The organism is Azospirillum terrae, from assembly GCF_053470425.1.
Genome location: NZ_JBPXMR010000006.1, coordinates 55930 through 81714, shown reverse-complemented (window position 1 = coordinate 81714; position 25785 = coordinate 55930). Strand labels below are relative to the sequence as shown.

31 protein-coding genes, 1 other RNA gene and 2 pseudogenes are annotated in these 25785 nt (G+C 69.5%); 22 read left to right on the top strand and 12 right to left on the bottom strand.

The window, feature by feature from the left end:
* Window positions 1-37 precede the first annotated feature (37 nt).
* Window positions 38-1033, bottom strand: coding sequence for an MDR family oxidoreductase (locus tag ACSVDD_RS16965; protein ID WP_448190554.1), 996 nt, complete (start codon window positions 1031-1033; stop codon window positions 38-40).
* 133 nt (window positions 1034-1166) lie between these two features.
* A complete protein-coding gene (locus ACSVDD_RS16960) occupies window positions 1167-2474 on the bottom strand; it encodes an OmpP1/FadL family transporter (RefSeq protein ID WP_448190553.1) in 1308 nt (435 codons plus the stop codon).
* Between the two features lie 216 nt (window positions 2475-2690).
* Here ACSVDD_RS16960 and ACSVDD_RS16955 point away from each other — a divergent pair, with 216 nt between their 5' ends.
* Together ACSVDD_RS16955 and ACSVDD_RS16950 are read left to right on the top strand one after the other, a co-directional pair.
* Window positions 2691-3695 (top strand): sodium:calcium antiporter, encoded by a 1005-nt coding sequence (locus tag ACSVDD_RS16955; protein ID WP_448190552.1) that lies wholly within the window; start codon window positions 2691-2693, stop codon window positions 3693-3695.
* 17 nt (window positions 3696-3712) lie between these two features.
* Window positions 3713-4063 (top strand): hypothetical protein, encoded by a 351-nt coding sequence (locus ACSVDD_RS16950; RefSeq protein ID WP_448190551.1) that lies wholly within the window; start codon window positions 3713-3715, stop codon window positions 4061-4063.
* Here the strand turns inward: ACSVDD_RS16950 and ACSVDD_RS16945 are convergent.
* The 7 genes and pseudogenes from ACSVDD_RS16945 to ACSVDD_RS16915 all read right to left on the bottom strand — a co-directional run bounded on the left by ACSVDD_RS16945 (window position 4060) and on the right by ACSVDD_RS16915 (window position 7655).
* Complete coding sequence (locus tag ACSVDD_RS16945) at window positions 4060-4866, bottom strand: TSUP family transporter (RefSeq protein ID WP_448190550.1); 807 nt, start codon at window positions 4864-4866, stop codon at window positions 4060-4062. The two genes, ACSVDD_RS16950 and ACSVDD_RS16945, sit on opposite strands and share 4 nt — an antisense overlap.
* A gap of 4 nt (window positions 4867-4870) precedes the next feature.
* Window positions 4871-5524 (bottom strand): thiamine phosphate synthase, encoded by a 654-nt coding sequence (thiE, locus tag ACSVDD_RS16940; RefSeq protein WP_448190549.1) that lies wholly within the window; start codon window positions 5522-5524, stop codon window positions 4871-4873.
* A gap of 2 nt (window positions 5525-5526) precedes the next feature.
* A complete protein-coding gene (locus tag ACSVDD_RS16935) occupies window positions 5527-6456 on the bottom strand; it encodes a class I fructose-bisphosphate aldolase (protein ID WP_448190548.1) in 930 nt (309 codons plus the stop codon).
* 147 nt (window positions 6457-6603) lie between these two features.
* Window positions 6604-6732, bottom strand: coding sequence for a type II toxin-antitoxin system RelE/ParE family toxin (locus tag ACSVDD_RS16930; RefSeq protein WP_448190547.1), 129 nt, complete (start codon window positions 6730-6732; stop codon window positions 6604-6606).
* A gap of 16 nt (window positions 6733-6748) precedes the next feature.
* Window positions 6749-6898 (bottom strand): annotated as a pseudogene (locus ACSVDD_RS16925) (type II toxin-antitoxin system RelE/ParE family toxin); the annotation flags it as partial.
* Window positions 6899-6901: 3 nt separating this feature from the next.
* Complete coding sequence (locus ACSVDD_RS16920; RefSeq protein WP_448190546.1) at window positions 6902-7174, bottom strand: hypothetical protein; 273 nt, start codon at window positions 7172-7174, stop codon at window positions 6902-6904.
* Window positions 7175-7223: 49 nt separating this feature from the next.
* Complete coding sequence (locus ACSVDD_RS16915; protein WP_448190545.1) at window positions 7224-7655, bottom strand: hypothetical protein; 432 nt, start codon at window positions 7653-7655, stop codon at window positions 7224-7226.
* A 101-nt stretch (window positions 7656-7756) separates the two neighbouring features.
* Between ACSVDD_RS16915 and ACSVDD_RS16910 the strand changes: the two genes are divergently transcribed.
* On the top strand, window positions 7757-8119 hold the full coding sequence (locus tag ACSVDD_RS16910; protein WP_448190544.1) for a type II toxin-antitoxin system HicB family antitoxin: 363 nt from the start codon (window positions 7757-7759) through the stop codon (window positions 8117-8119).
* 13 nt (window positions 8120-8132) lie between these two features.
* Here the strand turns inward: ACSVDD_RS16910 and ACSVDD_RS16905 are convergent, their stop codons facing one another.
* The 3 genes from ACSVDD_RS16905 to tkt form a co-directional block, all read right to left on the bottom strand.
* Complete coding sequence (locus tag ACSVDD_RS16905) at window positions 8133-8708, bottom strand: hypothetical protein (RefSeq protein WP_448190543.1); 576 nt, start codon at window positions 8706-8708, stop codon at window positions 8133-8135.
* A gap of 140 nt (window positions 8709-8848) precedes the next feature.
* Window positions 8849-9856 carry a type I glyceraldehyde-3-phosphate dehydrogenase gene (gap, locus tag ACSVDD_RS16900; protein WP_448190542.1) on the bottom strand — a complete coding sequence of 336 codons (1008 nt, stop codon included), beginning with the start codon at window positions 9854-9856 and terminating at the stop codon, window positions 8849-8851.
* 59 nt (window positions 9857-9915) lie between these two features.
* The gene (gene tkt, locus ACSVDD_RS16895; RefSeq protein ID WP_448190541.1) at window positions 9916-11901 is read right to left on the bottom strand and encodes a transketolase; all 1986 of its coding nucleotides are present in this window, start codon (window positions 11899-11901) and stop codon (window positions 9916-9918) included.
* A gap of 276 nt (window positions 11902-12177) precedes the next feature.
* On the opposite strand from tkt, the gene ACSVDD_RS16890 reads away from it, so the two are divergent.
* The 19 genes and pseudogenes from ACSVDD_RS16890 to tilS all read left to right on the top strand — a co-directional run bounded on the left by ACSVDD_RS16890 (window position 12178) and on the right by tilS (window position 25728).
* Window positions 12178-12402 (top strand): hypothetical protein, encoded by a 225-nt coding sequence (locus tag ACSVDD_RS16890; protein WP_448190540.1) that lies wholly within the window; start codon window positions 12178-12180, stop codon window positions 12400-12402.
* A 4-nt stretch (window positions 12403-12406) separates the two neighbouring features.
* On the top strand, window positions 12407-12742 hold the full coding sequence (locus tag ACSVDD_RS16885) for a cell division protein ZapA (RefSeq protein WP_448190539.1): 336 nt from the start codon (window positions 12407-12409) through the stop codon (window positions 12740-12742).
* Window positions 12743-12756: 14 nt separating this feature from the next.
* Window positions 12757-12920, top strand: a non-coding RNA gene (ssrS, locus tag ACSVDD_RS16880) — 6S RNA.
* Between the two features lie 49 nt (window positions 12921-12969).
* Window positions 12970-13557, top strand: a complete 588-nt coding sequence (locus ACSVDD_RS16875; protein WP_448190538.1) for a 5-formyltetrahydrofolate cyclo-ligase — start codon at window positions 12970-12972, stop codon at window positions 13555-13557.
* Window positions 13554-14375, top strand: coding sequence for a TIGR00282 family metallophosphoesterase (locus ACSVDD_RS16870; protein ID WP_448190537.1), 822 nt, complete (start codon window positions 13554-13556; stop codon window positions 14373-14375). Before ACSVDD_RS16875 ends, ACSVDD_RS16870 begins: the two co-directional genes overlap by 4 nt.
* A gap of 19 nt (window positions 14376-14394) precedes the next feature.
* Window positions 14395-14874: a DUF29 domain-containing protein gene (locus tag ACSVDD_RS16865; RefSeq protein WP_448190536.1), complete on the top strand. Its 480-nt coding sequence runs from the start codon at window positions 14395-14397 to the stop codon at window positions 14872-14874.
* A gap of 223 nt (window positions 14875-15097) precedes the next feature.
* Window positions 15098-15847: a YebC/PmpR family DNA-binding transcriptional regulator gene (locus ACSVDD_RS16860; protein ID WP_448190535.1), complete on the top strand. Its 750-nt coding sequence runs from the start codon at window positions 15098-15100 to the stop codon at window positions 15845-15847.
* A 34-nt stretch (window positions 15848-15881) separates the two neighbouring features.
* Window positions 15882-16355, top strand: a pseudogene (ruvC, locus tag ACSVDD_RS16855) (crossover junction endodeoxyribonuclease RuvC); the annotation flags it as partial.
* Between the two features lie 9 nt (window positions 16356-16364).
* A complete protein-coding gene (locus ACSVDD_RS16850) occupies window positions 16365-16919 on the top strand; it encodes an endonuclease domain-containing protein (RefSeq protein ID WP_448190869.1) in 555 nt (184 codons plus the stop codon).
* Window positions 16916-17545 (top strand): Holliday junction branch migration protein RuvA, encoded by a 630-nt coding sequence (gene ruvA / locus ACSVDD_RS16845; RefSeq protein ID WP_448190534.1) that lies wholly within the window; start codon window positions 16916-16918, stop codon window positions 17543-17545. The genes ACSVDD_RS16850 and ruvA overlap by 4 nt, the downstream gene beginning before the upstream one ends.
* The gene (ruvB, locus tag ACSVDD_RS16840; protein ID WP_448190533.1) at window positions 17542-18615 is read left to right on the top strand and encodes a Holliday junction branch migration DNA helicase RuvB; all 1074 of its coding nucleotides are present in this window, start codon (window positions 17542-17544) and stop codon (window positions 18613-18615) included. Before ruvA ends, ruvB begins: the two co-directional genes overlap by 4 nt.
* Window positions 18608-19093 (top strand): tol-pal system-associated acyl-CoA thioesterase, encoded by a 486-nt coding sequence (gene ybgC, locus ACSVDD_RS16835; protein WP_448190532.1) that lies wholly within the window; start codon window positions 18608-18610, stop codon window positions 19091-19093. The genes ruvB and ybgC overlap by 8 nt, the downstream gene beginning before the upstream one ends.
* Window positions 19090-19800: a protein TolQ gene (gene tolQ, locus ACSVDD_RS16830; RefSeq protein WP_448190531.1), complete on the top strand. Its 711-nt coding sequence runs from the start codon at window positions 19090-19092 to the stop codon at window positions 19798-19800. Before ybgC ends, tolQ begins: the two co-directional genes overlap by 4 nt.
* A gap of 1 nt (window position 19801) precedes the next feature.
* Complete coding sequence (tolR, locus tag ACSVDD_RS16825) at window positions 19802-20287, top strand: protein TolR (RefSeq protein WP_448190530.1); 486 nt, start codon at window positions 19802-19804, stop codon at window positions 20285-20287.
* A gap of 16 nt (window positions 20288-20303) precedes the next feature.
* Window positions 20304-21365: a cell envelope integrity protein TolA gene (tolA, locus tag ACSVDD_RS16820; RefSeq protein WP_448190529.1), complete on the top strand. Its 1062-nt coding sequence runs from the start codon at window positions 20304-20306 to the stop codon at window positions 21363-21365.
* 2 nt (window positions 21366-21367) lie between these two features.
* A complete protein-coding gene (gene tolB / locus ACSVDD_RS16815) occupies window positions 21368-22702 on the top strand; it encodes a Tol-Pal system beta propeller repeat protein TolB (protein WP_448190528.1) in 1335 nt (444 codons plus the stop codon).
* 163 nt (window positions 22703-22865) lie between these two features.
* The gene (gene pal, locus ACSVDD_RS16810; protein ID WP_448190527.1) at window positions 22866-23333 is read left to right on the top strand and encodes a peptidoglycan-associated lipoprotein Pal; all 468 of its coding nucleotides are present in this window, start codon (window positions 22866-22868) and stop codon (window positions 23331-23333) included.
* A gap of 200 nt (window positions 23334-23533) precedes the next feature.
* The gene (gene ybgF, locus ACSVDD_RS16805) at window positions 23534-24415 is read left to right on the top strand and encodes a tol-pal system protein YbgF (protein ID WP_448190526.1); all 882 of its coding nucleotides are present in this window, start codon (window positions 23534-23536) and stop codon (window positions 24413-24415) included.
* 32 nt (window positions 24416-24447) lie between these two features.
* On the top strand, window positions 24448-25728 hold the full coding sequence (gene tilS, locus ACSVDD_RS16800; RefSeq protein ID WP_448190525.1) for a tRNA lysidine(34) synthetase TilS: 1281 nt from the start codon (window positions 24448-24450) through the stop codon (window positions 25726-25728).
* The last annotated feature ends 57 nt before the right edge of the window (window positions 25729-25785 follow it).

Sequence of the window (25785 nt, the reverse complement as noted above, 5' to 3'; positions counted from 1 at the left end):
AGCCCTCCCCCGCCTCCGGCGGGGGAGGGACTTGGCCTTATCTCCCGATCTCCACCACCACCCGGCCGCGGACCTGCCCGGCGAGGATCTTGGTCGCCAGCTCCGGCAGCTCCGCGAACGGCTTCACCTCGTACATCGCCTTCAGCTTGTCCTTGTCGAGGTCGCGGGCCAGCCGCGCCCAGGCGGCGTTGCGGCGGTCCTGCGGGGCCGCGACGGAATCGATGCCCAGCAGCGTCACGCTGCGCAGGATGTGCGGCAGCACCGTCGCCGGCAGGTCCGCCGACCCGGCCAGACCGCACGCCGCGATGGCGCCGCCCCAGACGGTCTGCGACAGCGCGTTGACCAGCGTCTGGCCGCCCACCGAATCGACGCCGCCGGCCCAGCGCTCCTTCTGCAAGGGCGGCCCCTTCTCCAGCAGCGCCGCGCGGTCGATGAAGTCCGTGGCGCCGAGCCCGCGCAGGTACTGGTGCGTCTCCGGCCGGCCGGTGGAGGCCACCACCGTGTAGCCGCGCTTGGCGAGCAGCGCCACCGCCACCGAGCCGACGCCGCCGGCCGCGCCGGTGACCAGCACCTCCTTGCCGCCGGGCTGGATGACGCCCCATTTCTCCAGCGCCTCGACGCACAGCGCCGCGGTGTAGCCGGCGGTGCCGATGCCCATGGCCTCTTCCGGCGAGAAAGCGTCGGGCAGGCGGGTCAGCCACTCGGGCTTCAGGCGCTGATAGCGGGTGTAGCCGCCCCACACCGTCTCCGACATGCCCCAGCCGTTGGCGACCACCTTGTCGCCGGGCTTCCAGTCGGGCGAGCGGGACTCGACCACCGTGCCGGCGAGGTCGATGCCGGCCACCATCGGCAGCTTGCGGGCGATGCGCCCCTTGCCGCTGACCGCGAGGCCGTCCTTGTAGTTGACCGTGGAGTAGGCGACCTCGACCAGCACGTCGTTGTCCGGCAGGTCGGCCAGCGTGAGCTGCTTGAAACCGCCCTTGGGCTTGCCGTCGGCGTCCTCGATGACGAACGCGGTGAAGCTGTCGGCCATGTCTCTCGATCCTCCCGATGGTCGCGCTTTTCGTGAACTATGACACGCCGGGGCCGTGCCGCAACCCGCCCCCAACGAAAAAACGCCGCCGGAGGGGAACTCCGGCGGCGTTTTTCGTCTCGAACAAGCCCGATCAGAAGGAGAAACGGGCCTGGACGCCGATGATGTCGATGCTGCCCTTGTACTTGGCGGTCAGGTTGCCGCGCGAGCCGGTGTCGGTCAGGGCGATGTCGGCGCTCGGCACGAAGACGTGGCTGTAGGCCGCGTCGATCTGCAACGCCTCGGTCACCTTGTAGCCGGCGCCGATCGACACCCAATAGCGGTCCTGTTCCGGGATGCGCGGGGTGCGGAACTCGGTGTCGACCGAGCCCTTGTCGAAGGCCACGCCGGTGCGCAGCGTCAGCGCGTCGTTCACCTTGTACGTGGTGCCCAGCGCGTAGAACCACGTGTCGTGCCAGTGCTCCTCGGTCGTCGAGCTGAAGGCCGGGTTGGCGGCGTTGATGCGCAGCGTGCCGAAGCGCGACCAGTTGGTCCACTGGACGTCGGCCATCACCGCCCAATCGGGCGTGATGTCCTGGACGAGGCCGAACCCGGCGACCTCCGGCGTGACCAGCTTGGACGTGATCTTCTGCGTCTGGAACTGCGCGGCCAGCGCCCCCGGCGTGCCCGGCGCGGTGGAGAAGGAGAGGTCGCCCTCCAGCATGTGCTTGACGGCCGAGCGGTAGGACAGGCCGATGCGGGTGCCCTTCATCGGCTCGACCAGCGCGCCGGCGGTGAAGCCCCAGCCCCAGTCGTCGCCGACCGCGTCGCCGATGGCGTCGAAGGCGCCCGGCCGGCGCACGCCGGCCCCGGCGTCGATGGCCGACGACAGCTTGGCCTTGGCGTACTGGATCTGCACCCCGGCGCCCAGGGTCAGCATCGGGTTCACCTGATAGGACACCGTCGGCGTGAAATTGTAGGTCCTCAGGTCCGAGCGGATGCCGTGATAGCGGCCCACCCAGTTCTCGGGATAGTCGGTGACCAGACCCCACGGGCCGTTCGCCGACAGGCCGACCTTCAGCGCGTCGCTGATCGAGTAGACGATGTAGCCGGACGGGACGATCGCATCCTGCGCGATGTCGCTGTCGGACGCCACGCCGCTGATATTCGTGCCGCCCAGCGCGCGGGAGCGCGTGCCGCTGGCGCTCTCCAGCTTGGACCGCGGCAGCACGCCGGTGACGGTCTGGACGAATTGCCCGCCCTTCACCAGGCCCATGGCGGCCGGGTTGTAGAACATGGCGCTGGCGTCGCCGTTGCCGCCGGCGGTGACGCCGGCGAATGAGGTGCCCTGGCCCGAGACGCTCTGCTCCTTCAACTGGAATCCCGCGGCATGCACCGACATGGGGGCGGCAATGGCGGCGACGGCGACCAGCAGGCTCGTCTTTAAGGACTTCCGGGTCATGCGTTTCTCCCTGTGAGCGCTTTGTTCGTTATGCCCGTACTTTCGCGGAAAGACTGGTTGACGTAAAGGGCAACCTGCCGGAAAACTTACTCCGATCGTCATATCCGCGGACGGTCTGTGTCCCGGTGTGTCATTTCGGCAAAGCCGCGTCGCCGCGGTCGGCGCAACCCGGTGGTGCGGCAACGTTGGCCGCCGTCCGGTGTTGGTAGGCGCGTCATGAAAGCCGCTCTTTCCCTCATCCTGATTCTCGCCGGCATCGCGCTGATGCAGTGGGGGTCGCAGCGCGTCTGCTCGCTGCTGGGCGACTTGCGCCGGCATTGGGGAATTGCCGAGGTCGGCGCCGGGGCGCTGATCGGCCTCGCCACCGCCAGCCCGGAGATCTCCGTGAACATCGCCAGCGTGGTGCTGGGCTGGCCGGACATCGGGTTGGGCACGGCGCTGGGCTCGAACGTGCCGGCGCTGCCGCTGATCTTCGCCATCGCCTACCTGTCCACCCGCTGGCACCGCGAGGACGCGCTGGCCGAGCGCCGCGCCGACCCCGCGCACGTGCCGCCGCCCAAGCCGGTGCCCGAGGTGAAGGAGCAGGCGGTGTGGGTGCAGGTGCTGCCCTATCTGGCGGTGGTGGCGCTGTTGGCGGTGCTGACGCTGACGCCCGGATGGGAGGGGTTGCAGCCGGTGGACGGGCTGCTGCTCGCGGGGGCTTGCGCGGCCTATCTGGTGCGGGCGCTCCGGCACGCGCGGGTGGCGCCCGAACCGATGGCCGGCGCCCGGCGCCGCATCCTGCGCACGCTGCCGGGCATCGCCGCCATCGCCGTGGGGGCGCTGCTGGCGGTGCTGTCGTCCAGGCGCCTCAACGAGGCGCTGGGCATTTCCGATCTGGTGGGCGGGCTGTTCATCACCGGGTTGCTGTGCGCGCTGCCCGAAAGCTTCAGCGCGTGGCGGCTGTCGCGCTCCGGGCGGGCGACGGCGGCGGTCTCGGCGGCGGTGGCCGACGGCATCTTCTCGCTCACGTTGGCGCTGGTGCCGCTGGCGCTGACCGGGGCCAGGGTGGGGGACGTGGCGCTCTACGCGCTGAACCTGGGGTTCCTGGGCGCGGTGCTGCTGGGCTACATGGCGCTGCACGAGAAGGGGGCGGGCAGCCTGCTGACGCCGGCCAAGGTGCTGCTGTTTTCCGCGGGGTACGGCGCCTATCTGGTGGCGGCGGTGAACATGGTGGCCTGACCGCGCGTTATGGCGGCATGCGCGGACGACTCCTCCCTATCCTTGGGCCCATCCTCGCGGCGCTTACCCTGCTGGCGGGCTGTGCGAGCTACGACCCGAGCAACCCGCTCAACGGGCGCTGGTCGTTGCAGGCCCCCATCGGCGCCGGCTTCACGCTGGGCACCTACAGTTTATACCGGGACAGCGCCGAGATCCTGGGCGTCGAGCAGGAGGTGGATTACGTCATCGACGGCGACCGCATCCAGGTCATCCCGCGCGGCTTCGGCCCGACGCTGACCATCCGCATGATCGACGCCAACACCGCCGAACTGCGCGACCCGCTGACCGGCTCGCTGCTGAAACTGCGGCGCCTGCGCGCGGGGTCTTAAGCGAACAGCCCCAGCACCCAGGCGATGGCGTGGCGCATGGGGTGTTCGGGGTCGCTCCACACCAGCTTGGCGGTGATGGCAAGCGAGGCTACCACCAGCATCGGCCGGACGATGCCGGCGCCGTTGCGGATCACCATATGGGCGCCCATCTGTGCGCCCGCGTAGGCCCCGACCGCCATGGTCAGCCCCACCGTCCAGACGATGGACCCGCCGGCCAGGAAGCCCAGCAGCGAGGCGATGTTGCTGGTGAAGTTCAGCACCTTGGTGTGGGCCGTCGCCCTGCGCAGGTTGAAGCCCAGCAGCGCCACGAAGGCCATGGCGAAGAAGGTCCCGGTGCCCGGCCCGAAGATGCCGTCGTAGAAGCCGATCCCCGTGCAGGCCAGCAGCGCGAACGCGCCTTCCCCAATCCGGCGGTGCGCGTCGATGTCGCCGGCCTTGGGCGACAGCAGCAGATACAGCGCGATGCCGACCAGCAGGAACGGGATGGCATCCTTCAGCACGCTGGCGTCCACCACCTGAAGCACGGCGGCCCCGGCCAACCCGCCGACCAGCGCGCAGGCGATCATGCCGCGCATGGCGCGCGGGTCCACCTCGCCCTCGCGGACGAACCTCACGGTGGCCGAGAGGGAGCCGAAGCTGGCTTGCAGCTTGTTGGTGGCGATGGCCGCGGCCGGCGGCAGACCGGCCCACAGCAGCGCCGGCACCGTCAGCAGCCCGCCGCCCCCGGCGATGGAATCGACGAAGCCCGCCAGCAGGCTGACGCCGAACAGCGCCGCCAGAACATCGAGGCCGATGGCGTCCAAAGCCTCAGCCCGCCAGGGCGTCGGCGATCGCCTTGTTGTAGGCCCGCACGGCGGCGCCGGACCCCTGGGGGTGGTTCCACACGCCGGTGACCACGGCGATGAAGTCGGCGCCGGCCTGGACCAGCGGCGTGCAGTTCTCCGGCGTGATTCCGCCGATGGCGACGCACGGCACCTCCATCATCTCGGCCCACCATTGCAGCAGGTCGGGGGTGGGGCGGTAGTCGGAGGGCTTGGTGGTGGTCGGGTAGAAGGCGCCGAAGGCGACGTAGTCGGCCCCCGCCTCGCCGGCTTCCATGGCGAGGTGGCGGCTGTCGTGGCAGGTGACGCCGACGATGGCGTCCTTGCCGACGATCTGCCGGGCCTTGGCGTAGGGCGTGTCGCCCTGGCCGACGTGCACGCCGTCGCAGCCGGTCTCCTTGGCGAGATCCGGGCGGTCGTTGAGGATGAACGCCACCTCGCGCTCCTGCGCCACCGGGCGCAGCACGTCGCAGGCGCGGCGGATGGCGTCGTCCGAGCAGTCCTTGAGGCGGAGCTGCACGCACGCCACGTCGCCGGCGTCGAGCGCCTCGGCCAACGGAACGGCGAACGCCGCCGGATCGAGAGCCGGCGGCGTCACCAGATACAGGCGGCAGGCGGGTTGTTGGGTCGGCTGGGGCACCGTCACTCCTTGCCCTGGTAGATCTTCATGACCCGGTCGAGCAGGGCCAGGGCCTCCTCGCGCGGGCGTTGGAACGAGTTGCGGCCGATGATCGAGCCGCTGCCGCCGCCGTCGCGGATGGCGCGGGCATCCTCGAACACCGCATCCTCGCCCTTGGCCGCACCGCCTGAGAACACCACGATGCGGCGGCCGTTGAAGGCGCACTGCATGATGTGGCGCACGCGCTCGGCCTGGGTGGCGATGGGGATCCGCTTGGATTCGTAGATCTTCTTCGCCTCGGCCTGCTCCAGGTAGGAGGTCGGCAGCTTCACCTTGATGATGTGGGCGCCGAGCAGCGCCGCCATGTGGGCGGCGTAGCCGATGACGTCCATCGCCAGCTCGCCTTCCTTGGAGATGTCGCCGCCGCGCGGGTACGACCAGATCACCGAGGCGAGGCCGACCGACTTGGCCTCCGCCGACAGGTCGCGGATCTCCTCGTACTGCTCGTACATGGCGTCCGAGCCGGGGTAGATCGTGAAGCCGATGGCCGACGCGCCGAGCCGCAGCGCGTCCCTGACCGACGCGGTGACCGCCTGATCCGCACCTTCCTTCTGGCGCGACAGGCTGTTGGCGCTGTTCATCTTGAGGATCAGCGGGATCGACCCGGCGAAGGTCGAGGCCCCCGCCTCCAGAGACCCCAACGGCGCCGCATAGGCGTTGCAGCCCGCGTCGATGGCCAGTTGATAGTGGTAGTGCGGATCGTACCCCGCCTCGTTCGGCGCGAAGGAGCGTGCCGGGCCGTGCTCGAAGCCCTGATCGACGGGCAGAATGACCAGCTTTCCGGTGCCGCCCAGCTTGCCTTCCATGAGGATGCGGGCAAGGTTGGCCTTGACGCCCGGAGTGTCGCTCTCGTAGTTCGCGAGGATCTCTTTGACGCGGCGGGTGAGCTTCATGGCGGCACGTCTCCCTCAAGCGTGATCAGGGAAGATAGCGCCCTCATAGCCCAGCCAGGACCGCTTTGCAACGGCGGCCGGGCGCCGAATTCCGCCGCCATACCGATGATTTGCGCCGTAATCCGGGCGGATGAGGCGGGGGAGCGGCTATTCGGTGAACGTGGCGTCGATGTCGCGGGCACCGTGCAGGACACGCACGATCTCGATGCCGTCGCCGAGGGGGCGGTAGAAGATGACGTAGTTGCCGTGTGGATGGCTGCGCAGGTTGGGCCGCAAGGGGGGCTTGGCTGCGCCCCATCATCGGCCGCTCAGCAAGGAGCCGGCACGTCGCTTCGATGCGTGCGAGCAGGCGCCCGGCGGCCTTAGGGTTGTCCCGGCCGATGAAGTCGGTAATTTCCGAGAGGTCGATGGCCGCCCGTCTAGCAAAATGAACGCGCGGCACCGTTTAGTTCGCGTCCGGATACTTGGCGCGCAGTTCGGCGAACAACGCGTCACCGTCAATTACCCGTCCCGCCTCCAGATCGGCGATGCCTTCATCAAGGTCGCGCAGCAGGGCTTCGCGCTTGGCATCCTGATCGTCCACCGGCTCGACGGTGACTTGGTAGGGCATGCCAGGGATGAGGGTTTCCTTCAGGCGCGCCTTGATGCTGTCGGGCAGCTCTTCGGCCCGCATCTGGACGGTGATCTTCTCCGGCATGGCGCGCTTGCTCTGGGTCATGGGCACACTCTAGCAGAACGCGCGGCGGGGCGCACGGGTCCGGTCGGGGTCAGCCATCGGCCAGCCACGCTTGGCAGGCCCGCTGCGGATCGCGCTCGCCCCGCAGATCCAGCGCCGGGGCCAGTGCCGGCAGCACCACGGCGCCGCTCCGCGCTGCGATGTCCGCGAGCCGCGCCGCGACCTCCGGCGGTCCGCTGAACAGCACGTGCCGCACCCCGGCGGCCAGCGCGCCCTGCGCATCGCCGGCACGGTCGGCGCAGTCGAGGACGGCTTCAGCCTCGGCACCGGGAACGGCGGCGCGCGCCGCCTCCACCATGCGGGCGAACCACAGCGCACCACCGCCGGGCGGACCGACGAGCACCACCGGACGGCCGAGCGCCGCGGCGGCCATCAGCGCGGCGCGCGCGTCGCCGATGCCATGCACGCGCACCGGCCGCGCGGCGCCGGGGAGGGTGGGGGACGGGGGAAGGGGGGTAGTCATGCTTGAAACCATACTTCGCGAAGGAGAATTGAGGCAGGTCAAACCGTCTCACCCAAAGGAAGGGTATGTTCCGCGCACCGCTTCCCCGAGGGACGCCGCCGATGATGGAATATAAGGGCTACAAGGCCCAAATCGACTTCGACGCCGACGCCGGCATATTCGTCGGTCAGGTCATCAACACGCGCGACGGCATCACCTTTTCCGGCCGCTCGGTGGATGAGCTGACGGCGGCATTTCACCGCGCGGTCGAAGACTATCTCGAACTGTCGAGCGACATGGGCGCCAACGCCGACCGGCCGTTTTCCGGCAAGATCTCCGTGCGCGTGAACCCGATCCTGCACCGCGCCATCGCCAGCTGCGCCCAGCGCGAGGGCAAGACGGTCGGCGCCTGGGTCGCCGACCGTCTGGGCGAAGCCGCGGGCATCGCCCGCTGCACGCGGACCAACTGCTCGCGGGCTTCCTGAGCCGCACTTCCCGTCAGATCACCGGCACCTCGTGCACGTGCACCCGCTTGGCCCGGCACTTGTCCAGGGTCTTCATCGCGCACTGCTCCTGATCGGGGGAGTGCAGGTTGACCCACAGCACGATGCCGCCGTGCCGGACCTGATCGTGGATCGCGCCCACATAGCGCCGGTGCACGCTGCCCCGCAGGTACAGGCCGACCGCCCCGGTCAGCGCCGCCGTGATGGCGACCGCCAGGATGGTGCCGACCATGCCCGCGCCGGACGACGCGGCGACGCCCGCGGCGATCACCGCGCCGAGGTACACCGCACCGCCGATCAGCACGCCCTCGGCGTCGCCGACCGACGCCTTGGAGACGAACACCGTGCGAGGCACCTTGGGGTTGTCCTCGATTTCCCGCGCGTCGTCGTAGGCGATGCCGAGTTTCTGGCAACGCGCCCCGTCGGCGATGCTCAGGTCGGCCCGGTTGAAGCCGCACTGCTGCAACTCCGCCACCGCGGCGTCCAGGCTTTCGGGATCGTCGAACACCGCCACCGCTTCCCGCACGCGTCCCGCGGGAGCCGTGGAGCCGCTCGTTTCCTGCGCCACCATGACGTCCTCCTTTGGTGTTGGAGGTAAGATTTAGCGGCATCCCAGCCGGGCACAGCCCAATACCCCGAAAGAGAACCGAAACGAAAAAGGCCGCCCCCGAGGGAGCGGCCTTTTCGTCTCAGCTCGGAACGAGCGTAGGCTTACTTCGCGTTCACCATGGCGATGGCGGTATCGCTCATGCGGTTCGAGAAGCCCCACTCGTTGTCGTACCAGGTCATGATGCGCACGAAGGTGCCGTCGATGACCTTGGTCTCCTCCAGCGCGAAGATCGAGCTGTTCGGGTCGTGGTTGAAGTCGGTCGAGACCAGCGGCTCGTCGTAGCAGCCCAGGATGCCCTTCAGCGGGCCGGCGGCGGCCTCCTTGATGGCCTTCTGGATCTCTTCCACCGTGGTGGCGCGCTTGGCGACGAACTTGAAGTCGACCACCGAGACGTTCGGCGTCGGCACGCGGATGGCGGTGCCGTCCAGCTTGCCCTTCAGTTCCGGCAGAACCTTGCCGACCGCCTTGGCCGCACCGGTCGAGGTCGGGATCATGTTCAGGGCCGCCGCGCGGGCGCGGTGCAGGTCCTTGTGCATGGTGTCGACGACGCGCTGGTCACCCGTGTAGGAGTGGATCGTCGTCATGAAGCCGTGGTCGATGCCGATCAGGTTGTTCAGCACATAGGCGACCGGCGCCAGGCAGTTGGTCGTGCACGAGGCGTTCGAGACGATGCGGTGCTCGGCCTTCAGCTGATCGCTGTTCACGCCGTAGACGACGGTGATGTCCTCGTCGGTGGCGGGGGCGGAGATCAGCACCTTCTCGGCGCCGGCTTCCAGGTGCTTGGCGGCGTCGGCGCGCTTGGTGAAGATGCCCGAGCACTCCATGGCGACCTGAACCTTCAGCGCGCCCCACGGCAGCTTGGTCGGGTCACGCTCCTGGACGACCTTGATGACGTGGCCGTTGACGACGAGGTTGCCGTCCTTGGCCTCGACGGTGCCGGGGAAGCGGCCGTGCACGCTGTCGTACTTGAGGAGGTGCACGTTGGTGTCGAGATCGGCGAGGTCGTTGATCGCCACCACCTCGACGTCCTTGCGGCCGCTCTCGTAGATCGCCCGCAGCACCAGACGGCCGATGCGGCCGAACCCGTTGATCGCAACCCGAACTGCCATGACTTCCTCCAGTGTGTCGTTACGGCCCCGAGGAACGCCCTCGGGGTCCCGCTACCGGTTTAAAGACGCGCCTTCGCGGCGCTCACAACGGCTTCGGCGGTGATGCCGAAGTGCTTGTACAGTTCCTGGTACGGCGCCGACTCGCCGAAGCCGGTCATGCCGACGAAGGCGCCGTTCGCCCCCAGCCAGCGGTCCCAGCCCAGCCGCGCCGCGGCCTCGACGGCCACCCGCACGCCGGTGCCCAGCACCTGCGCCTGATACTCGGCGCCCTGGCGCTCGAACAGCTCCCACGACGGCATGGAAACCACCGCGGTGCCGATGCCCTCGGCCTGGAGCGCCGCGCGGGCCTCCATGGCCAGCGACACTTCCGATCCGGTGGCGAGCAGCGTCACCTTGCGCTCACCCTCGGCCTCGGCCAGCACGTAGGCGCCGCGGCCGGAGAGGTTTTCGGCGGTGTGCTGCGCGCGCAGGGTCGGCACGTTCTGGCGGGTCAGCGCCAGCACCGACGGACCGTCTGCGCGCTCCAGCGCCAACTGCCAGCACTCGGCGGTTTCCACCGCATCGCCCGGCCGCAGCACGAGAAGATTGGGGATCGCCCGCAGCGCGGCAAGATGCTCGACCGGCTGGTGCGTCGGCCCGTCCTCGCCCAACCCGATGGAGTCGTGCGTCATCACGAAGATGCTGCGCTGCTTCATCAGGGCGGCCAGACGGATGGCCGGGCGGCAATAGTCAGCGAACTGCATGAAGGTGCCGCCGTAGGGGATGACACCCCGGTGCAGCGCCATGCCGTTCATCACCGTCGCCATGCCGTGCTCGCGCACGCCGTAGCGGACGTAGCGGCCGTTGAACTCACCCGCACCCTTCACGTCGGCGGTGTTCTTGGCCTTGGTGTTGTTGGACGGCGTCAGGTCGGCGGAGCCGCCGATCATCTCCGGCACCGCCGGCACCAGCACGTCCAGCACGTTGCCGGACGCGACACGGGTGGCCCAGCTCGGCTTGTCCTCGGAGACCTTGCGCTTGAACGCCTCGATCAGCGACGGCAGCTCGGCCGGGACGGCGCCGGACATGGCGGCGTCGAAGGCGGCGCGCTGCGACGCGTCCAGCGCCTCGCGGCGGGCGGCCCAATCCTTGTACGCACCCTGCGCGCGTCGGCCGGCGGCCTTCCAGGCGTCGGCGACCTCGGCCGGGATGACGAACGGCTCGTGCGTCCAGCCCAGCGCCGCGCGGGTGGCGGCCACCTCGTCGGCGCCCAGCGGCGAGCCGTGGCAGCCGTGCGTGTTCTGCTTGTTGGGGGCGCCCTTGCCGATGATGGTGCGGCAGGCGATCAGCGACGGCGTGTCGGTCTTCTGCGCCGCCTCGATGGCCTTGGCGACGGCGTCCGCGTCATGGCCGTCGACGCTCTGCACGTCCCAGCCATAGGCGCGGAAGCGGGCCGGCGTGTCGTCGGTGAAGCTGAGGTCGGTCGAGCCGTCGATGGAGATGTGGTTGTCGTCCCACAGCACGATCAGGCGCGACAGCTTGAGGTGTCCGGCCAGCGAGCACGCCTCGTGGCTGACGCCCTCCTGCAGGTCGCCGTCCGAGGCGATGACGTAGGTGGTGTGGTCGATCAGCGCGTCGCCGAAGCGGGCGTTGGTGATGCGCTCGGCCAGCGCCATGCCGACCGCGGTGGAGATGCCCTGGCCGAGCGGGCCGGTGGTCATCTCGATGCCCATCTCCGGGTCCACCTCGGGGTGGCCGGGGGTGAGGCTGCCCAGCTGGCGGAAGCGCTTCAGCTGGTCGATGGTCATGCGCTCGTAACCCGTCAGGTGGGCCAGCGCGTAGATCAGCATCGAGCCGTGGCCGGCCGACAGCACGAACCGGTCGCGGTCCGGCCAGGTCGGGTGCGTCGGGTCGAACTTCAGGAAGCGGGTGAACAGCACCGTGGCGGCGTCGGCCATGCCCATGGGCATGCCGGGGTGACCGGACTTGGCGGCCTCGACGGCATCCATGGCAAGGGCGCGGATGGCGTTCGCCATGGTCTGCTGGGAAACGGCGGGAGCTGACATCGATGAGGGTTCCTGCGGCGTGCGCGCGACAATCGAGAATAGCCGGCCGCGCGCGAAGCCCAGGAGGGCCTCCCGGCGGATCGGCGCAACATGCAGATCCACCGCCCATAGGTCAACACGCGATTGGGGCGGATCGGGTGTGCGTGGATGCGGGGGGGGAGGGGCATGCGGCGTCGCCCCGTGTCACCGCCTTTTCGGTTGACGGCGCAAACGAAGCAGCCCAACTGTAGCGAAGCGCAATATAGTGCGCTTGCTAAGCGACGGCCGGTATCCCCCATGGAAAACTTGAAATCCGCGCTCGAACATTTGGGCAAGGCCGTCGATCGGCTGGAGATCGCCGCCGCCGCGCGCGAAACGCGGGCGTTCCGCCGCGAGCAGGAATTGAACGAGGGGCTGCGCCAAGCCCGTCTCGACGAGGCGCGCGCCGTGCAGAACGCCGAAGCGGTGTCGCAACGTCTGGCCGCCGCCATCGGCCGGCTGGAAAACGTGCTGGAGACCTGAAGCCATGGCGCGCGTCGACATCGAGGTCAACGACCGGCTCTACCAGATCAACTGCGAGGACGGGCAGGAACAGCGCCTGCGCGACCTTGCCGGCTACCTGGACGGGCGGCTCAAGCAGGTCACCGGCGGCGGGCGTTCGGGGTCGGACGCGCAGATGCTGGTGCTGACCGCGCTGGTGCTGGCGGACGAGTTGCAGGAGGCCATGGCCGGCCGCGGCCTGTCCGTGCCCATCCCCGGCCCCACTCCCGACCCCTCGGGGGAGGAGGCGGAGGTGGCCGCCGCCATCGATGCCATCGCCCGCCGCATCGAAGAGGTTGCCGCGCGTCTCGAACACGCCTAGTTATATGAACAGGAAGGCTGCTGCCTGGTTCGTCAGGTCGCATTATCCCCAGGGCCGATAACCCTAAACCTCTTGGGAGCTGTCCCTTCCGGGACCGTGGTCTCGGTACATGGCGCCCACCTGCACTGGCAGGCCGTGGAGGATAGGCAACATGGCCAACGGCCAAGGCGGCACCTTCCACCTGTTTTTCCCGGCCACCTGTTTTTTCCCGCACTCCCGACGAGACGATGACCGACCCGCGCGAGGCCAAGGACGCCGCCAGATTGCGCGCCCGAGCCCTGCGCGACGCCGTCAGCGACCCCGATGAGCGGGGCCGCGCCTCGCACGCCGTGCGCGAACGCGTGCTGGCCGAGGTGCCGCTGCCCGATGGGCCGGCGGCGGGGTACTGGCCGCTGGGCTCGGAACTCGACGTTCGGCCGCTGCTTCTCCATCTCCATGATTCGGGACGTATCGCGGCGCTGCCGGTGTCGGGGCCGAAAGGGACACCGCTGACGTTTCGTGCCTGGGGGCCGGAGACGGCGCTGCGCGAAGGCCGCTTCGGCATCCGCGAGCCGGACGACGGCGCGCCCGTGGTGGTGCCTGCGGTGTTGTTCGTGCCGCTGCTGGCCTTCGACCGGGGCGGGCACCGGCTGGGTTATGGGGCCGGATACTACGACCGGACGCTGGCGGGGCTGCGCGCGGGCGGCGGCCCGGTGCTGGCGGTCGGCGTCGGGTTCGCCGGCCAGGAGGTGGACGCTGTGCCGCACGGACCGTACGACCAGCCGCTCGACTGGATCGTGACCGAGCGTTTTTCGATGAAGGTGGTGGGACCATGAGGCTTCTGTTTCTCGGCGACGTGGTGGGGCGCAGCGGGCGCGACGCGGTGATCGCACAGCTGCCCCGCATCAAGGCCGAGCTGGATCCCGACCTGACCGTGGTGAACGGCGAGAACGCCGCCGGCGGCTTCGGCATCACCGTCAAGATCGCCGAGGAGTTCTTCGAGGCGGGCGTCGACGCCATCACGCTCGGCAACCACACCTGGGACCAGAAGGATCTGGTCGGCCAGATCGACCAGCAGCCGCGCATCCTGCGCCCGCTCAACTACCCGGAGGGCACGCCGGGGCGCGGCTTCGTGCTGTTGCAGGCGCGCGGTGGGCGCAAGGTGCTGGTGATGAACGTCCTGCTGCGCCTGTTCATGGAACCGCAGGACGACCCCTTCGCGGCGGTCGAGCGCGTGGTGCGGGCGCACCGGCTGGGGCCGGGCGGGGTGGACGCCATCCTGGTGGACGTGCACGGAGAGGCGACCTCCGAGAAGATGATCATGGGCCACCACCTGGACGGCCGCGTCTCGCTGGTGGTCGGCACGCACAGCCATGTGCCGACCTCCGACCACGTGATCCTCAAGGGCGGCACCGCCTATCAGACCGATGCCGGCATGTGCGGCGACTACGACAGCGCCATCGGCATGAAGAAGGAGGTCGCCATGGCGAAGCTGATCCGCAAGCTGCCGACCGAGCGCCTGAGCCCCGCCGAGGGCGAGGCGACGGTGTGCGGCTGCTACGTCGAGACCGACGACCGCACCGGGCTGGCCACCCGCATCGAGCCGTTGCGCCTGGGCGGGCGTTTGAGCCAGCATATGCCGGTGCGGAGCTGACCGCCGCGGGAGGGCACCCATGGGCCACAGCGCAAAGTACGACGAGGATTTCTACGCCTGGACGATGGAGCAGGCGACCCGGCTGCGCGACGCCGCGGCGTCGGGCGCCAACCTGCCGCTGGACTGGGAGAACCTCGCCGAGGAGATCGAGAGCATGGGGCGCAGCGATCGGCACAGACTGGAAAGTCATCTGGGTCGGATCATCGAGCACCTGCTGAAGCTGGAATTCTCACCGGCGGAGTATCCGCGGCGGGTGTGGAAGGTTTCGGTCGAGAATCATCGCCGAGAGGTTCGAAAAGCCCTGAAGGGCAGCCCGAGCTTGAAGGCCAAGGTGGATGAAGCTCTGGCCGATGCTTGGAACGATGCCCGGCGTATGGGGCTGACCGGTCTGGATGAGGATGGTGTGTCCTACAGGGATGTTCCCACGGAGTGCCCTTATACCGCTGAACAGGTGCAAGACTTCGACTGGTGGCCGGCCAACCACCACGGCCTGACCTGACGTTCGCCACCTTGGCCGTTGCCGTTGCGCAACGGTCGGTCGAGTGCCACGGTGCCGCCGGGGACTCGCCGCATTCTCGCCATATTGACTTTCTAAGTGGTTGGGTGTCGTCTGCGCCGCAAACCGGCGCGGGCGCATGGGATTTGGGCACCAGATCTGCGCGTCGCTTCCCGCCGGTCTCACAAAACCTTGTCCGCACCGCACCCTGAGGCTCGTTCGACGCATGGCCGGTCATTCACAGTTCAAGAACATCATGCACCGCAAGGGCGCGCAGGACGCCAAGCGGTCGAAGATCTTCAACAAATTGGCGCGCGAGATCACCGTCGCCGCCAAGTCGGGTCTGCCGGACCCGGCCGCCAACCCGCGCCTGCGCGCGGCGATCCTGGCGGCGCGCGGGCAGAACATGCCGCGCGACCGCATCGACCGCGCCATCAAGCAGGGCACGCCGGGCGGCGACGACGCCAACTACGAAGAGGTGCGGTACGAGGGCTACGGCCCCGGCGGCGTGGCGCTGATCGTCGAGGCGCTGACCGACAACCGCAACCGCACTGCCGCCGAGGTGCGTTCCGCCTTCACCAAGTACGGCGGCTCGCTGGGCGAGACCAACTCGGTGAGCTTCATGTTCAACCGGGTGGGCTCCATCTACTACCCGGCCACGGCTGCCGATGCCGACGCCATGTTCGAGGCGGCGCTGGAGGCCGGCGCCGACGAGGTGGAATCGGACGCGGACGGCCACGAGGTGACGACCTCGATGGAGAGCTTCATCGGCGTGCGCGACGCGCTGGAAGCGAAGTTCGGCGCGCCGGAGAGCGCCCGTCTGATGTGGAAGCCGAACATGACCGTCAGCCCGGACGAGGCTGCGGCGACGACGCTGCTGAAGCTGCTGGACGTGCTGGAGGACAACGACGACGTCCAGGTGGTCGACGGCAACTTCGACATCGCCGCCGATCTCATGGAGCGGCTGACCGCGTGAGGATGATGGGGTGGGCGCCGCCGACGGCACGGGCATGGGGACGGTAAGGCTGCTGGGGCTCGATCCCGGGCTGCGGCACACCGGCTGGGGCGTCATCGACGTATCCGGCAATCGTCTCACCCACGTCGCCGACGGCGCCGTCCATTCCAAGGACGCCAGCCCGCTGGCCGAGCGCCTGTGCCAGCTGCACGACGCTCTGACCAAGGTGCTGGAGTGCTACCGGCCCGACGAGGCCGCGGTGGAGGAGACCTTCGTCAACACCAACGCGGTCTCGACGCTGAAGCTGGGGCAGGCGCGGGCGGTGTCGCTGCTGGTGCCGGCGCAGGCCGGGCTGCCGGTGGCCGAGTACACCAACAATATGGTGAAGAAGGCCGTCGTCGGGGCGGGGCGGGCTGACAAGGTGCAGGTGCAGACGATGGTGCGGATGCTGCTGCCCGGCTGCGCGATCACCACGGCGGACGCCGCCGACGCCCTGGCCGTGGCGATCTGCCACGCGCATCATCGCAGCACGTGGACGATGTGGCGGAAGGGCATGGAATCCCTCTCCCCTCCGGGGAGAGGGAGGGACCCGCTCGCAGAGCGGGAGGGTGAGGGTCTTGCGTTGCTCGACCCCGCCAAACAAGCAAAGCGCGTTGCGACTCCCCAGGAGACGGAAAGAGCCCGCATCCTGCGGCGCGACTCCACGGACGTGGAGAAGGTGCTGTGGCAGAAGCTGCGCAACGCGCAGATGGGTGCCAAGTTCAGGCGGCAGGAGCCGATCTTCGGCTACACGGTGGATTTCGTCTCGCACGACCACCGGCTGATCATCGAACTGGACGGCGGACAGCACGCCGATCGGGCCGGGCCGGACCAGCGCCGCACGCGTCTGCTGGAGCAGGCGGGGTTCCGCGTGGTCCGGTTCTGGAACACCGACGTGAACGACAATCTGAACGGCGTGCTGGAAACCATCCGCGCACGCCTTGAGGAAACCACAGTGGTGAGGCGGCCTGTCGCTGTGGCGGCACCCTCACCCGGCCCTGCGGGCCACCCTCTCCCGGGGCGGGAGAGGGATAAGAGCGGAGGCTCCGAATGATCGCCAAGCTTACCGGCGTCGTGGATTCGGTCGGCACCGATTGGGTGGTGATCGACGTGGGCGGGGTGGGGTACCAGCTCACCTGCTCAGGCCGCACACTGGCGCGCCTGGCCGGCGGCGACCGCGCGTCCATGGTCGTCGAGACCTTCGTGCGCGACGACCGCATCGTGCTGTACGGCTTCGCCGACGCGGGCGAGCGCGACTGGTTCCGCCTGCTCACCACCATCCAGGGCGTGGGATCGCGCCTCGCGCTGTCCATCCTCGGCGTGCTCGACGCCGACCAGCTCACCCGCGCCATCGCCGCGCAGGACAAGACCGCGCTCTCCCGCGCCGACGGCGTCGGCCCCAAGGTCGCCACGCGCATCGTCAACGAGCTGAAGGACAAGGTCGGCAACCTAGCCCTCGGCGCCTCCGCCGCCGTGGGCGCCCCGACCGCCAAGGGCGCCGCCCCGGCCGGCCCGAGCCCGGACAACACCGCCATGGCGGACGCGGTCTCCGCGCTGGTCAACCTCGGCTACGGCCGTTCGGAGGCGTTCGGCGCGGTGGTCGCTGCCGGGCGCAACGCGGGCGACGGCGCCAAGGTCGCCGACCTGATCCGCCTCGGCCTCAAGGAGCTTAGCCAGTGAACGACTCCCCCGAAAGGGATCGTCTGGTCCAGCCGGGCCAAGCCGCGGGCGACGGCACGGAATCGTCGATCCGTCCGCTGTCGCTGGCCGAGTTCATCGGCCAGCGACAGGCGCGCGAGAATTTGTCGATCTTCATCCAGGCCGCCCGCGCCCGCGGCGAGGCGCTGGACCACGTGCTGCTGTTCGGCCCGCCGGGCCTGGGCAAGACGACGCTCGCCCAGATCGTCTCGCGTGAACTGGGCGTCGGCTTCCGCGCCACCTCCGGCCCGGTGATCGCGCGGGCCGGCGATCTGGCGGCGCTGCTGACCAACCTTCAGCCGCACGACGTGCTGTTCATCGACGAGATCCACCGCCTCAACCCCGCGGTCGAGGAAATCCTCTACCCGGCCATGGAGGACTACCAGCTCGACCTAATCATCGGCGAGGGGCCGGCGGCGCGCTCGATCCGCATCGATTTGCCGCCGTTCACGCTGGTCGGCGCCACCACGCGCTCGGGCCTGATCACCCGGCCGCTGCGCGAGCGCTTCGGCATTCCCGTGCGCCTGCAATTCTACGAGCCGGACGAGCTGGAGCTGATCGTCAGCCGCGCCGCCCGCGTGCTCAACATGGCCATCACGCCGGAGGGTGCGCGCGAGGTCGCCAACCGCTCGCGCGGGACGCCACGCGTCGCCGGGCGGCTGCTGCGCCGGGTGCGCGACGTCGCCGCCGTGGCCGGCGTGCCGGAAGTGGACGCCCGCATCGCCGACTCAGCCCTTTCCCGGCTGGAGGTCGACCGCCTCGGCCTCGACAGCATGGACCGACGCTATCTGGGCATCATCGCGCAGAACTACGGCGGCGGGCCGGTCGGCGTCGAGACGCTGGGCGCCGCGCTCGGCGAACAGCGCGACGTGCTGGAGGAGGTGGTCGAGCCTTACCTGATCCAGCAGGGCTTCCTGCAACGCACGCCGCGCGGGCGCATGCTGACCGACCAGGGGTTCCGCTACCTGGGCCTCAACCCGCCGGCCCAGCCGACACGGCAGTTCGACCTGCTCGACAAGCTGGGCGAGAGCGACGAGGCCGCCGATGGCTGACCTGTCAGGATATCTCGACGAAAACGGCGTGCACCGCTTCCCGGTCCGTGTCTACTACGAGGACACGGACGCCGGAAACATTGTCTACCACGCCAACTATCTCCGCTTCATCGAGCGTGCGCGTACGGAAATGCTGCGTCTGCTGGGTTGGGATCACACGGGACTTCTTCAGGACCAAGGTGTGTCATTTGCGGTACGCAGGTGCGAGATCGATTTTGTCGCTCCCGCCCGGCTCGACGATACGCTTGAAGTGGAGACGCGAATCATCGATATCGGCGGCGCTTCCTTCGCCGTTGAACAGATCATTCGCCGCGACGGCAAGGAACTGGCGCGCGCGGATGTGAAAGTGGCAACGCTGAATCGGGCCGGCCGGCCCGCCCGCCTGTCGGCGGGGGTTCGCGCGGTGCTCAAGGACCTACAGGAACGGCAAATGCTGAACGATCCTCGGCAGAACGAACATCGAAGGAGCACGCGATGAATGCGGCCGGTGCGGTAGCCACGGCACACCAGATCACGATCTGGGGCCTGTTCTGGCAGGCTGACCTGCTGGTGAAGCTGGTCATGCTGCTGTTGCTGGCGGCCTCGGTGTGGTGCTGGGCCATCATCATCGAGAAGATCATGCGCATCCGCCGGCTGAACGCCCAGGCGGACGCCTTCGAGGAGAGCTTCTGGTCGGGCGGTTCGCTGGACGCGCTGTTCGACCGCGTCGGCAAGCGGCCGGAGGACCCGATGTCGGCGACCTTCGCCGCCGGCATGCGCGAATGGCGGCACGCCGCCGACCGCGGCCTGGGCGCCCCGATGAAGACCTCGCTGCAGCAGCGCGTCGAGCGCGTCATGTCGGTGACCATCGGCCGCGAGATGGCGCGCGCCGAGCGCTACATGACGCTGCTGGCCTCGGTCGGTTCGACGGCGCCGTTCATCGGGCTGTTCGGCACGGTGTGGGGCATCATGAACTCGTTCACCTCCATCGCCGCGTCCAACAACACCAGCCTCGCCGTGGTGGCGCCGGGCATCGCCGAGGCGCTGTTCGCCACCGCCATGGGCCTGCTGGCCGCCATTCCCGCGGTGATCGCCTACAACAAGTTCTCCACCGACCTGTCGCGCTACGCCGACCGCCTGGAGACCTTCTCCGGCGAGTTCGCCGCCATCCTGTCCCGCCACCTCGAGGAACGGGGAGCCGCCTGACATGGCCGCGCAGCTCGCAGGCAAGGGGGGCGGCCGCGGCCGCAAGCGCGGTTACCGCGCCATGGCCGAGATCAACATGACGCCGTTCATCGACGTCATGCTGGTGCTGCTGATCGTCTTCATGGTGGCCGCACCCATGCTCACGGTGGGCGTGCCGGTCGATCTGCCGAAGACCAACGCCGCCCCGCTGGAGGCGCAGAAGGACCCGCTGTTCGTCACCGTGCAGTCGGACGGCACCGTGTTCGTGCAGGAGCAGCGCACCGACACCGCCAACCTCGTGCCGCTGCTGGTCGCCATCACCCAGTCCAACGCGGACGCCCGCATCTTCGTGCGCGGCGACGCCAAGATCGCCTACGGCAAGATGCTGGAAGTCATGGGCACCATGAGCGCCGCCGGGTTCAAGAAGGTCGGCCTCGTCGCCGAGCTGCCGAACACCGCCGGTGGTCCGGTCGTGCCGGCCGTCCGCCCCACGTCCGCCAAGCGCTGAGACGAGCCTAGCCGCCATGCGCCAACCTCTGATCGCCTCGGGAGTGCTGCACGTCGCGCTGGTCGCGCTGATCGTGCTCGGCCTGCCGCCCAGCGATCGCAAGCTGGACATCCCCGCCTCGATCCCCATCGAGATCGTCGACATCGGCGAGGTGACCGAGGCCGCGCGCGTCGAGAAGGGCGAGCCCAAGCCGGAGCCGCCCAAGCCGCCGATGCCGGAGTCCAAGCCGACGCCGCCCGCCCCGCCGCCGCCCGAGCCGGTGGTGGAGACCCCGCCGCCTCCGCCGCCGCCCAAGGCGCCGGAGCCGCCCAAGGTCGCCCAGCTTCCGCCCCCGCCCCCGCGCGAGCCGGAGCCGCCGAAGCGCGAACCGCCGCCGCCCCCTCCGCCGCCGGATCCGACTCCGCAGCCGGTTCCCAAGCCGCCGCCGCCCCGGCCCGAGCCACCAAAGCCCGAGCCGCCCAAGCCTGAGCCTCCGAAACCGGAGCCGCCCAAGCCTGAGCCGCCGAAGCCGGAACCCCCGAAGCCCGAGCCGCCCAAACCGGAGCCGCCGAAGCCCGAGCCGGCCAAGCCGAAGCCGCCCGAGAAGCAGCCCGAGAAGGTGGACCCGCTGGCGAGCCTGCTGAAGGACGTGGCGAAGCTGAAGCCGTCGGACCAGAAGTCCGACGCCAAGCAGCCGCCGTCCACGCAGTCGGCCTCGGCGCAGGCCGCTCCCACGGGGCCGAAGTCCATCGCCGGGCCGGACAAGGCGTTCAAGCCGTCCGGCAGGGCGATCGACGCGATCCGCGGGCAGGTCAGCAAGAACTGGAACTTCGATCCGGGTCGCAAGGACTCGTCGTCGATGGTGGTCCAACTGCGGATCGACGTGGCGCTCGACGGCACCATCATCAAGGCGGATTTCGAGCCGGACACCCGCGCCCGCATGGGGTCCGACAAGTATTTCCGCTCGGCTGCCGAGGCCGCGCTGCGTGCCGTATTGCGGACACAAAAGCTGGATCTACTGACCGGCGAATTCACGCCGGACACCTACGACAAATGGCGAACCATCGTATTCACCTTCGATCCGAGGGACATGTTCTGACCATGAAGACGAAGTTTCTGCTGCGGCTCGCGGGCTTTGCCGGGGCTGTGATGCTGGCTGTCGGCCTGGCCGCGCCGGCGCACGCCGAGCTGCGCATCGACATCACCAAGGGCGTCATCGAGCCGCTGCCCATCGCCATCACCAGCTTCTACGGCGCGGGTGGGCGCGAGGCGCAGATCGGCAACGACATGTCGCGCGTCATCTCCGCCGACCTGGAGCGTTCGGGGCTGTTCAAGCCGGTCAACCCGGCCGCCTTCCTGCAAACGCCGCAGCAGTTGCAGACCGGCGACCCGCGCTACGCCGACTGGCGCGCCATCGGCGCCCAGGCGCTGGTGGCCGGCGGCGTGCAGAGCACCCCGGACGGCCGCATGAAGGTGGATTTCCGCCTGTGGGACGTCAGCGCCAGCCAGTACATGGCCGGCCTGTCCTACACGGCCACCAACGACAGCTGGCGGCGCATCGCGCACATCATCGCCGACGCCATCTACAAGCGCCTCACCGGCGAGGACGGCTATTTCGACACCCGCATCGTCTACATCTCCGAGTCGGGGCCGGCGAACGCGCGTCAGAAGCGCCTCGCCATCATGGACCAGGACGGCGAGAACCATCAGTTCCTCACCGACGGGCAGGCGCTGGTGCTGACCCCGCGCTTCTCGCCGACGGCGCAGGAAATCACGTACATGTCGTTCTTCGGCAAGAAGCCGCGCGTGTACATCTTCAACATCGACACCGGCCGCCAGGAGGTCCTCGGCGACTTCCCCGGCATGACCTTCGCCCCGCGCTTCTCGCCGGACGGCAAGAAGGTCGTCATGTCCATGGCGCAGAACGGCAATACCGATATCTACACCCTCGACCTGCGCACGCGCCGCCAGACGCAGCTGACCGACAGCCCGGGCATCGACACCGCCCCCAGCTACTCGCCGGACGGACAGCGCATCGTCTTCGAGTCGGACCGGGGGGGCAGCCAGCAGCTCTACATCATGGGTGCCGATGGGTCGGGCGTGAAGCGCCTGTCCTTTGGCGAGGGCCGTTACGGCACGCCGGTCTGGTCGCCGCGCGGCGACCTGATCGCCTTCACCCGGCAGCGTGGCGCGAACTTCGCCGTCGGCGTGATCCGCCCGGACGGCACCGGTGAGCGCATCCTCAGCGAGGGTTATCACGTGGAAGGCCCGACCTGGGCGCCCAACGGCCGCGTCCTGATGTTCTTCAAGGATCTGCCCAGCGGCAACGGCCGGAGCGCCAAGCTCTACTCCATCGACGTGACCGGCTTCAACGAGCGCCGTGTGTCGACCCCGCTCGACGCGTCGGACCCCGCATGGTCGCCCTTGATTCCCTAGAGGAGTAGTCCTATTTTGCGCGGCGCGCGTATGGCACTTCGGTCGGGGTACCCAGACTCCTGGCCGGAGTGCCGTCTTCCGTCGGGGCTGGCGGATGTCCAACGCGTTCCCGCGTCTTCTTCCCAGACTAAAAACCGACTGTGCATTAGGGGGTCCTAGTACAATGAATCTCAAGATCGTGAGCCTCTGCGCCGCCCTGGCTCTTCTCTCCGCTTGCGAAACCGCTCCGAAGGATGCCGGTGGCTCGAACGTCGGTGGCCAGACCACCATCCGTCCGGGTTCGCAGGAAGACCTCGTCGTCAACGTCGGCGACCGCGTTTTCTACGGCTTCAACCGCTATGACCTGACCCCGGAGGCTCGCGCCACCCTCGACCGTCAGGCCGCCTGGCTGAAGCAGTACCCGAACGTCACCGTGACCGTCGAAGGCCACGCCGACGAGCGCGGCACCCGCGAGTACAACCTGGCGCTCGGCGAGCGTCGCGCCAACTCGGCCAAGAACTACCTCGTCGCGAAGGGCACCAACCCGTCGCGCGTCAAGGTCATCTCGTACGGCAAGGAGCGCCCGGCGGTGCTCGGCTCGACCGAGGCGGCCTGGGCTCAGAACCGTCGTGGCGTGACCGTCGTCGACTAAGTCGGCCGGTTTCGCGACCCCACAGGTTTTCTTGTGGCGGGTCTCGTTTGGAACGCCGCTCCGGGCAACCGGGGCGGCGTTTCGCGTTTCGGCGCCTGCACAATGCCGCTTTCTTTTACCGGCCCACCGCCATATTTTCGCCCGGTTGCGACGGCAAAGGCTTCCCGGCGCGCTGGCGCGGGTCAAGGTGGGCATCTGCGATGAAGACGACGACGAGTTTGGCCGCCCTGGTGCTGGGCGGGGTGTTCTGGTTCGGCCCCGCGCACGCGGAAGGCGGCGACATGGCCGGGCGCCTGGAGCGGCTGGAGTCGCAACTGGGCCTGCCCGTGCAGGTGGCGGAGTCCACGCAGGTGGCGCAGGCCGGCGGCATGGCGCCGTCGCTCGCCGCCGACTTCGAGGTGCGCTTGCAGCGCCTGGAGCATACCATCTCCGAGCTGACCGGCCGCTATGAAGAGAGCACCTACCATGTGAGCCAGCTCAAGGACCGGCTGGAACGCCTGAACGCCGACATCGACTTCCGCCTCCAGCAGCTCGAGAAGGGCGGTGTCGGCGGTGCCGGCCCCGGAAGCGCCGCTCCCGTCGCCGAGGCGCCGGAGAAGCCGACCGCCGCCGCTCCCGCCGCCGGCCAGCTCGGCAGCACCAAGCCCTCGGAGAAGCTGTCGGACAAGGCGCAGGTCGCGTCGCTGCCGCCCGGCTCCAGCCCCGACAAGCAGTACGAGCACGCCTTCGAGCTGCTGCGCAACGGCAGCTACGATCAGGCGGAGAAGGAGTTCTCCACCTTCGTCGCCAAGAACAAGACCCACACCCTGGCCGGCAGCGCGCAGTACTGGCTGGGCGAGAGCTATTACGTCCGCAACCGCTTCGGCGAGGCGGCGGCGAGCTTCGGCGAGGTGCTGCAAAAGTATCCGAAGGGCAACAAGGCGCCGGACGCGCTGCTGAAGCTCGGCCTGTCGCTGGCGTCGCTCAACAAGAAGACCGAGGCGTGCACGGCGCTGGGCCAGCTGAACAAGATGTACCCCGAGGCCGCCCCCAGCGTGAAGCGCCGCTCGGAAACCGAGCGCAAGAAGCTCAACTGCCACTGACCTCGCTCACACCAGCGGATTTCGCCGCCCGCATGGCGCGGCTGGGTGGCTTCGAGGCCGCCCCCCGACTCGCCATCGGCGTGTCCGGCGGTGCCGACAGCATGGCGCTGGCGGTGCTGGCGGGAGCCTGGGCGGCCGGGCAGGGCGGGGCGGTGCTGGCGCTGACCGTCGACCATGGCCTGCGCGCCGATTCGGCCGACGAGGCCGCGCGCGTCGCCGCCTGGATGGCCGGGCGCGGCATCCCGCACGCCACCTTGCGCTGGGAGGGCGACAAGCCCGCCACCGGCATCCAGACCGCCGCGCGCGACGCCCGCCACCGCCTGCTCGCCGAGCGCTGTCGGGCCGAGGGCATCCTGCATTTGGCACTCGCCCACCACGCCGACGATCAGGCTGAGACGGTGCTGCTGCGCCTTGCCCGCGGCAGCGGCGTGGACGGCCTCGCCGGCATGGCGCCGGTGCGCTGGGAGCCGCACGTGCGCATCATCCGCCCGCTGCTCGACGTGCCGCACGGCCGGCTGGTCGCGACCTGCCGCGCGCTGGGGCAGGACTGGGTCGAGGACCCGTCGAACCGCTCGCCCGCCTACGCCCGCGGCCGGCTGCGCGCCGTGTCCGACGCGCTGGGCACCGAGGGGCTGAGCGCCGAGCGACTGTGCGACACCGCGCGCCGCGCCGCCCGCGCCCGCCGCGCGCTGGAGGACCTGACCGCCGACCTGCTCGGCCGCGCCGCCGAACTCCACCCCGAGGGTTGGATTCGCCTCGACCCGGCGGCGCTGGCCGGGGCGCCGGAGGAATTGGGCCTGCGGGCGCTGGCCCGCGTGCTCGCCTGCGTCGGTGGTGCCCCCTACACCCCACGCGCCGAGCGGCTGGAGCGACTCCACGACGAGGTGCGCGCCGGATTGACTGTGGGCCGCACGCTGGGCGGTTGCCGGGTGCTGCCGCGCCGCGGCGGCCTGTTGGTGGTGCGCGAGCCGGATGGCGCCACCGAACGGCTGACCCTCGCGCCCGGCGCGGAACTCTGGTGGGACCGCCGCTTCCGCGTCCGGCTGGCGGGTGCGGCGCGGAAGCCGCTGACGGTCGCCCGTTTGGGCGCCCAGGGCTGGCGTGCGGCGCTCTCGCGCCACCCCGAACTGGCGGCGTTTCCGCTGCCGGAACCGGCCCGCGCGGCGCTGCCGGCGCTGTGGGACGGGGCGGAACTGGTGGCGGTGCCGGGCCTCGGCCTTACGGTGGAGCGGGCGGAGGCGGTGTTCGCGCCGGCCCACCCCTTGGCCGGTCCTGCTTTTCCGGTTGTTTCGGGAAGCCTCGGCATTATTTAATCTGGGAACGTACCCGTGGGTATGGGGGGTGGGGCCTCCGGACCGACGTTCCGACCG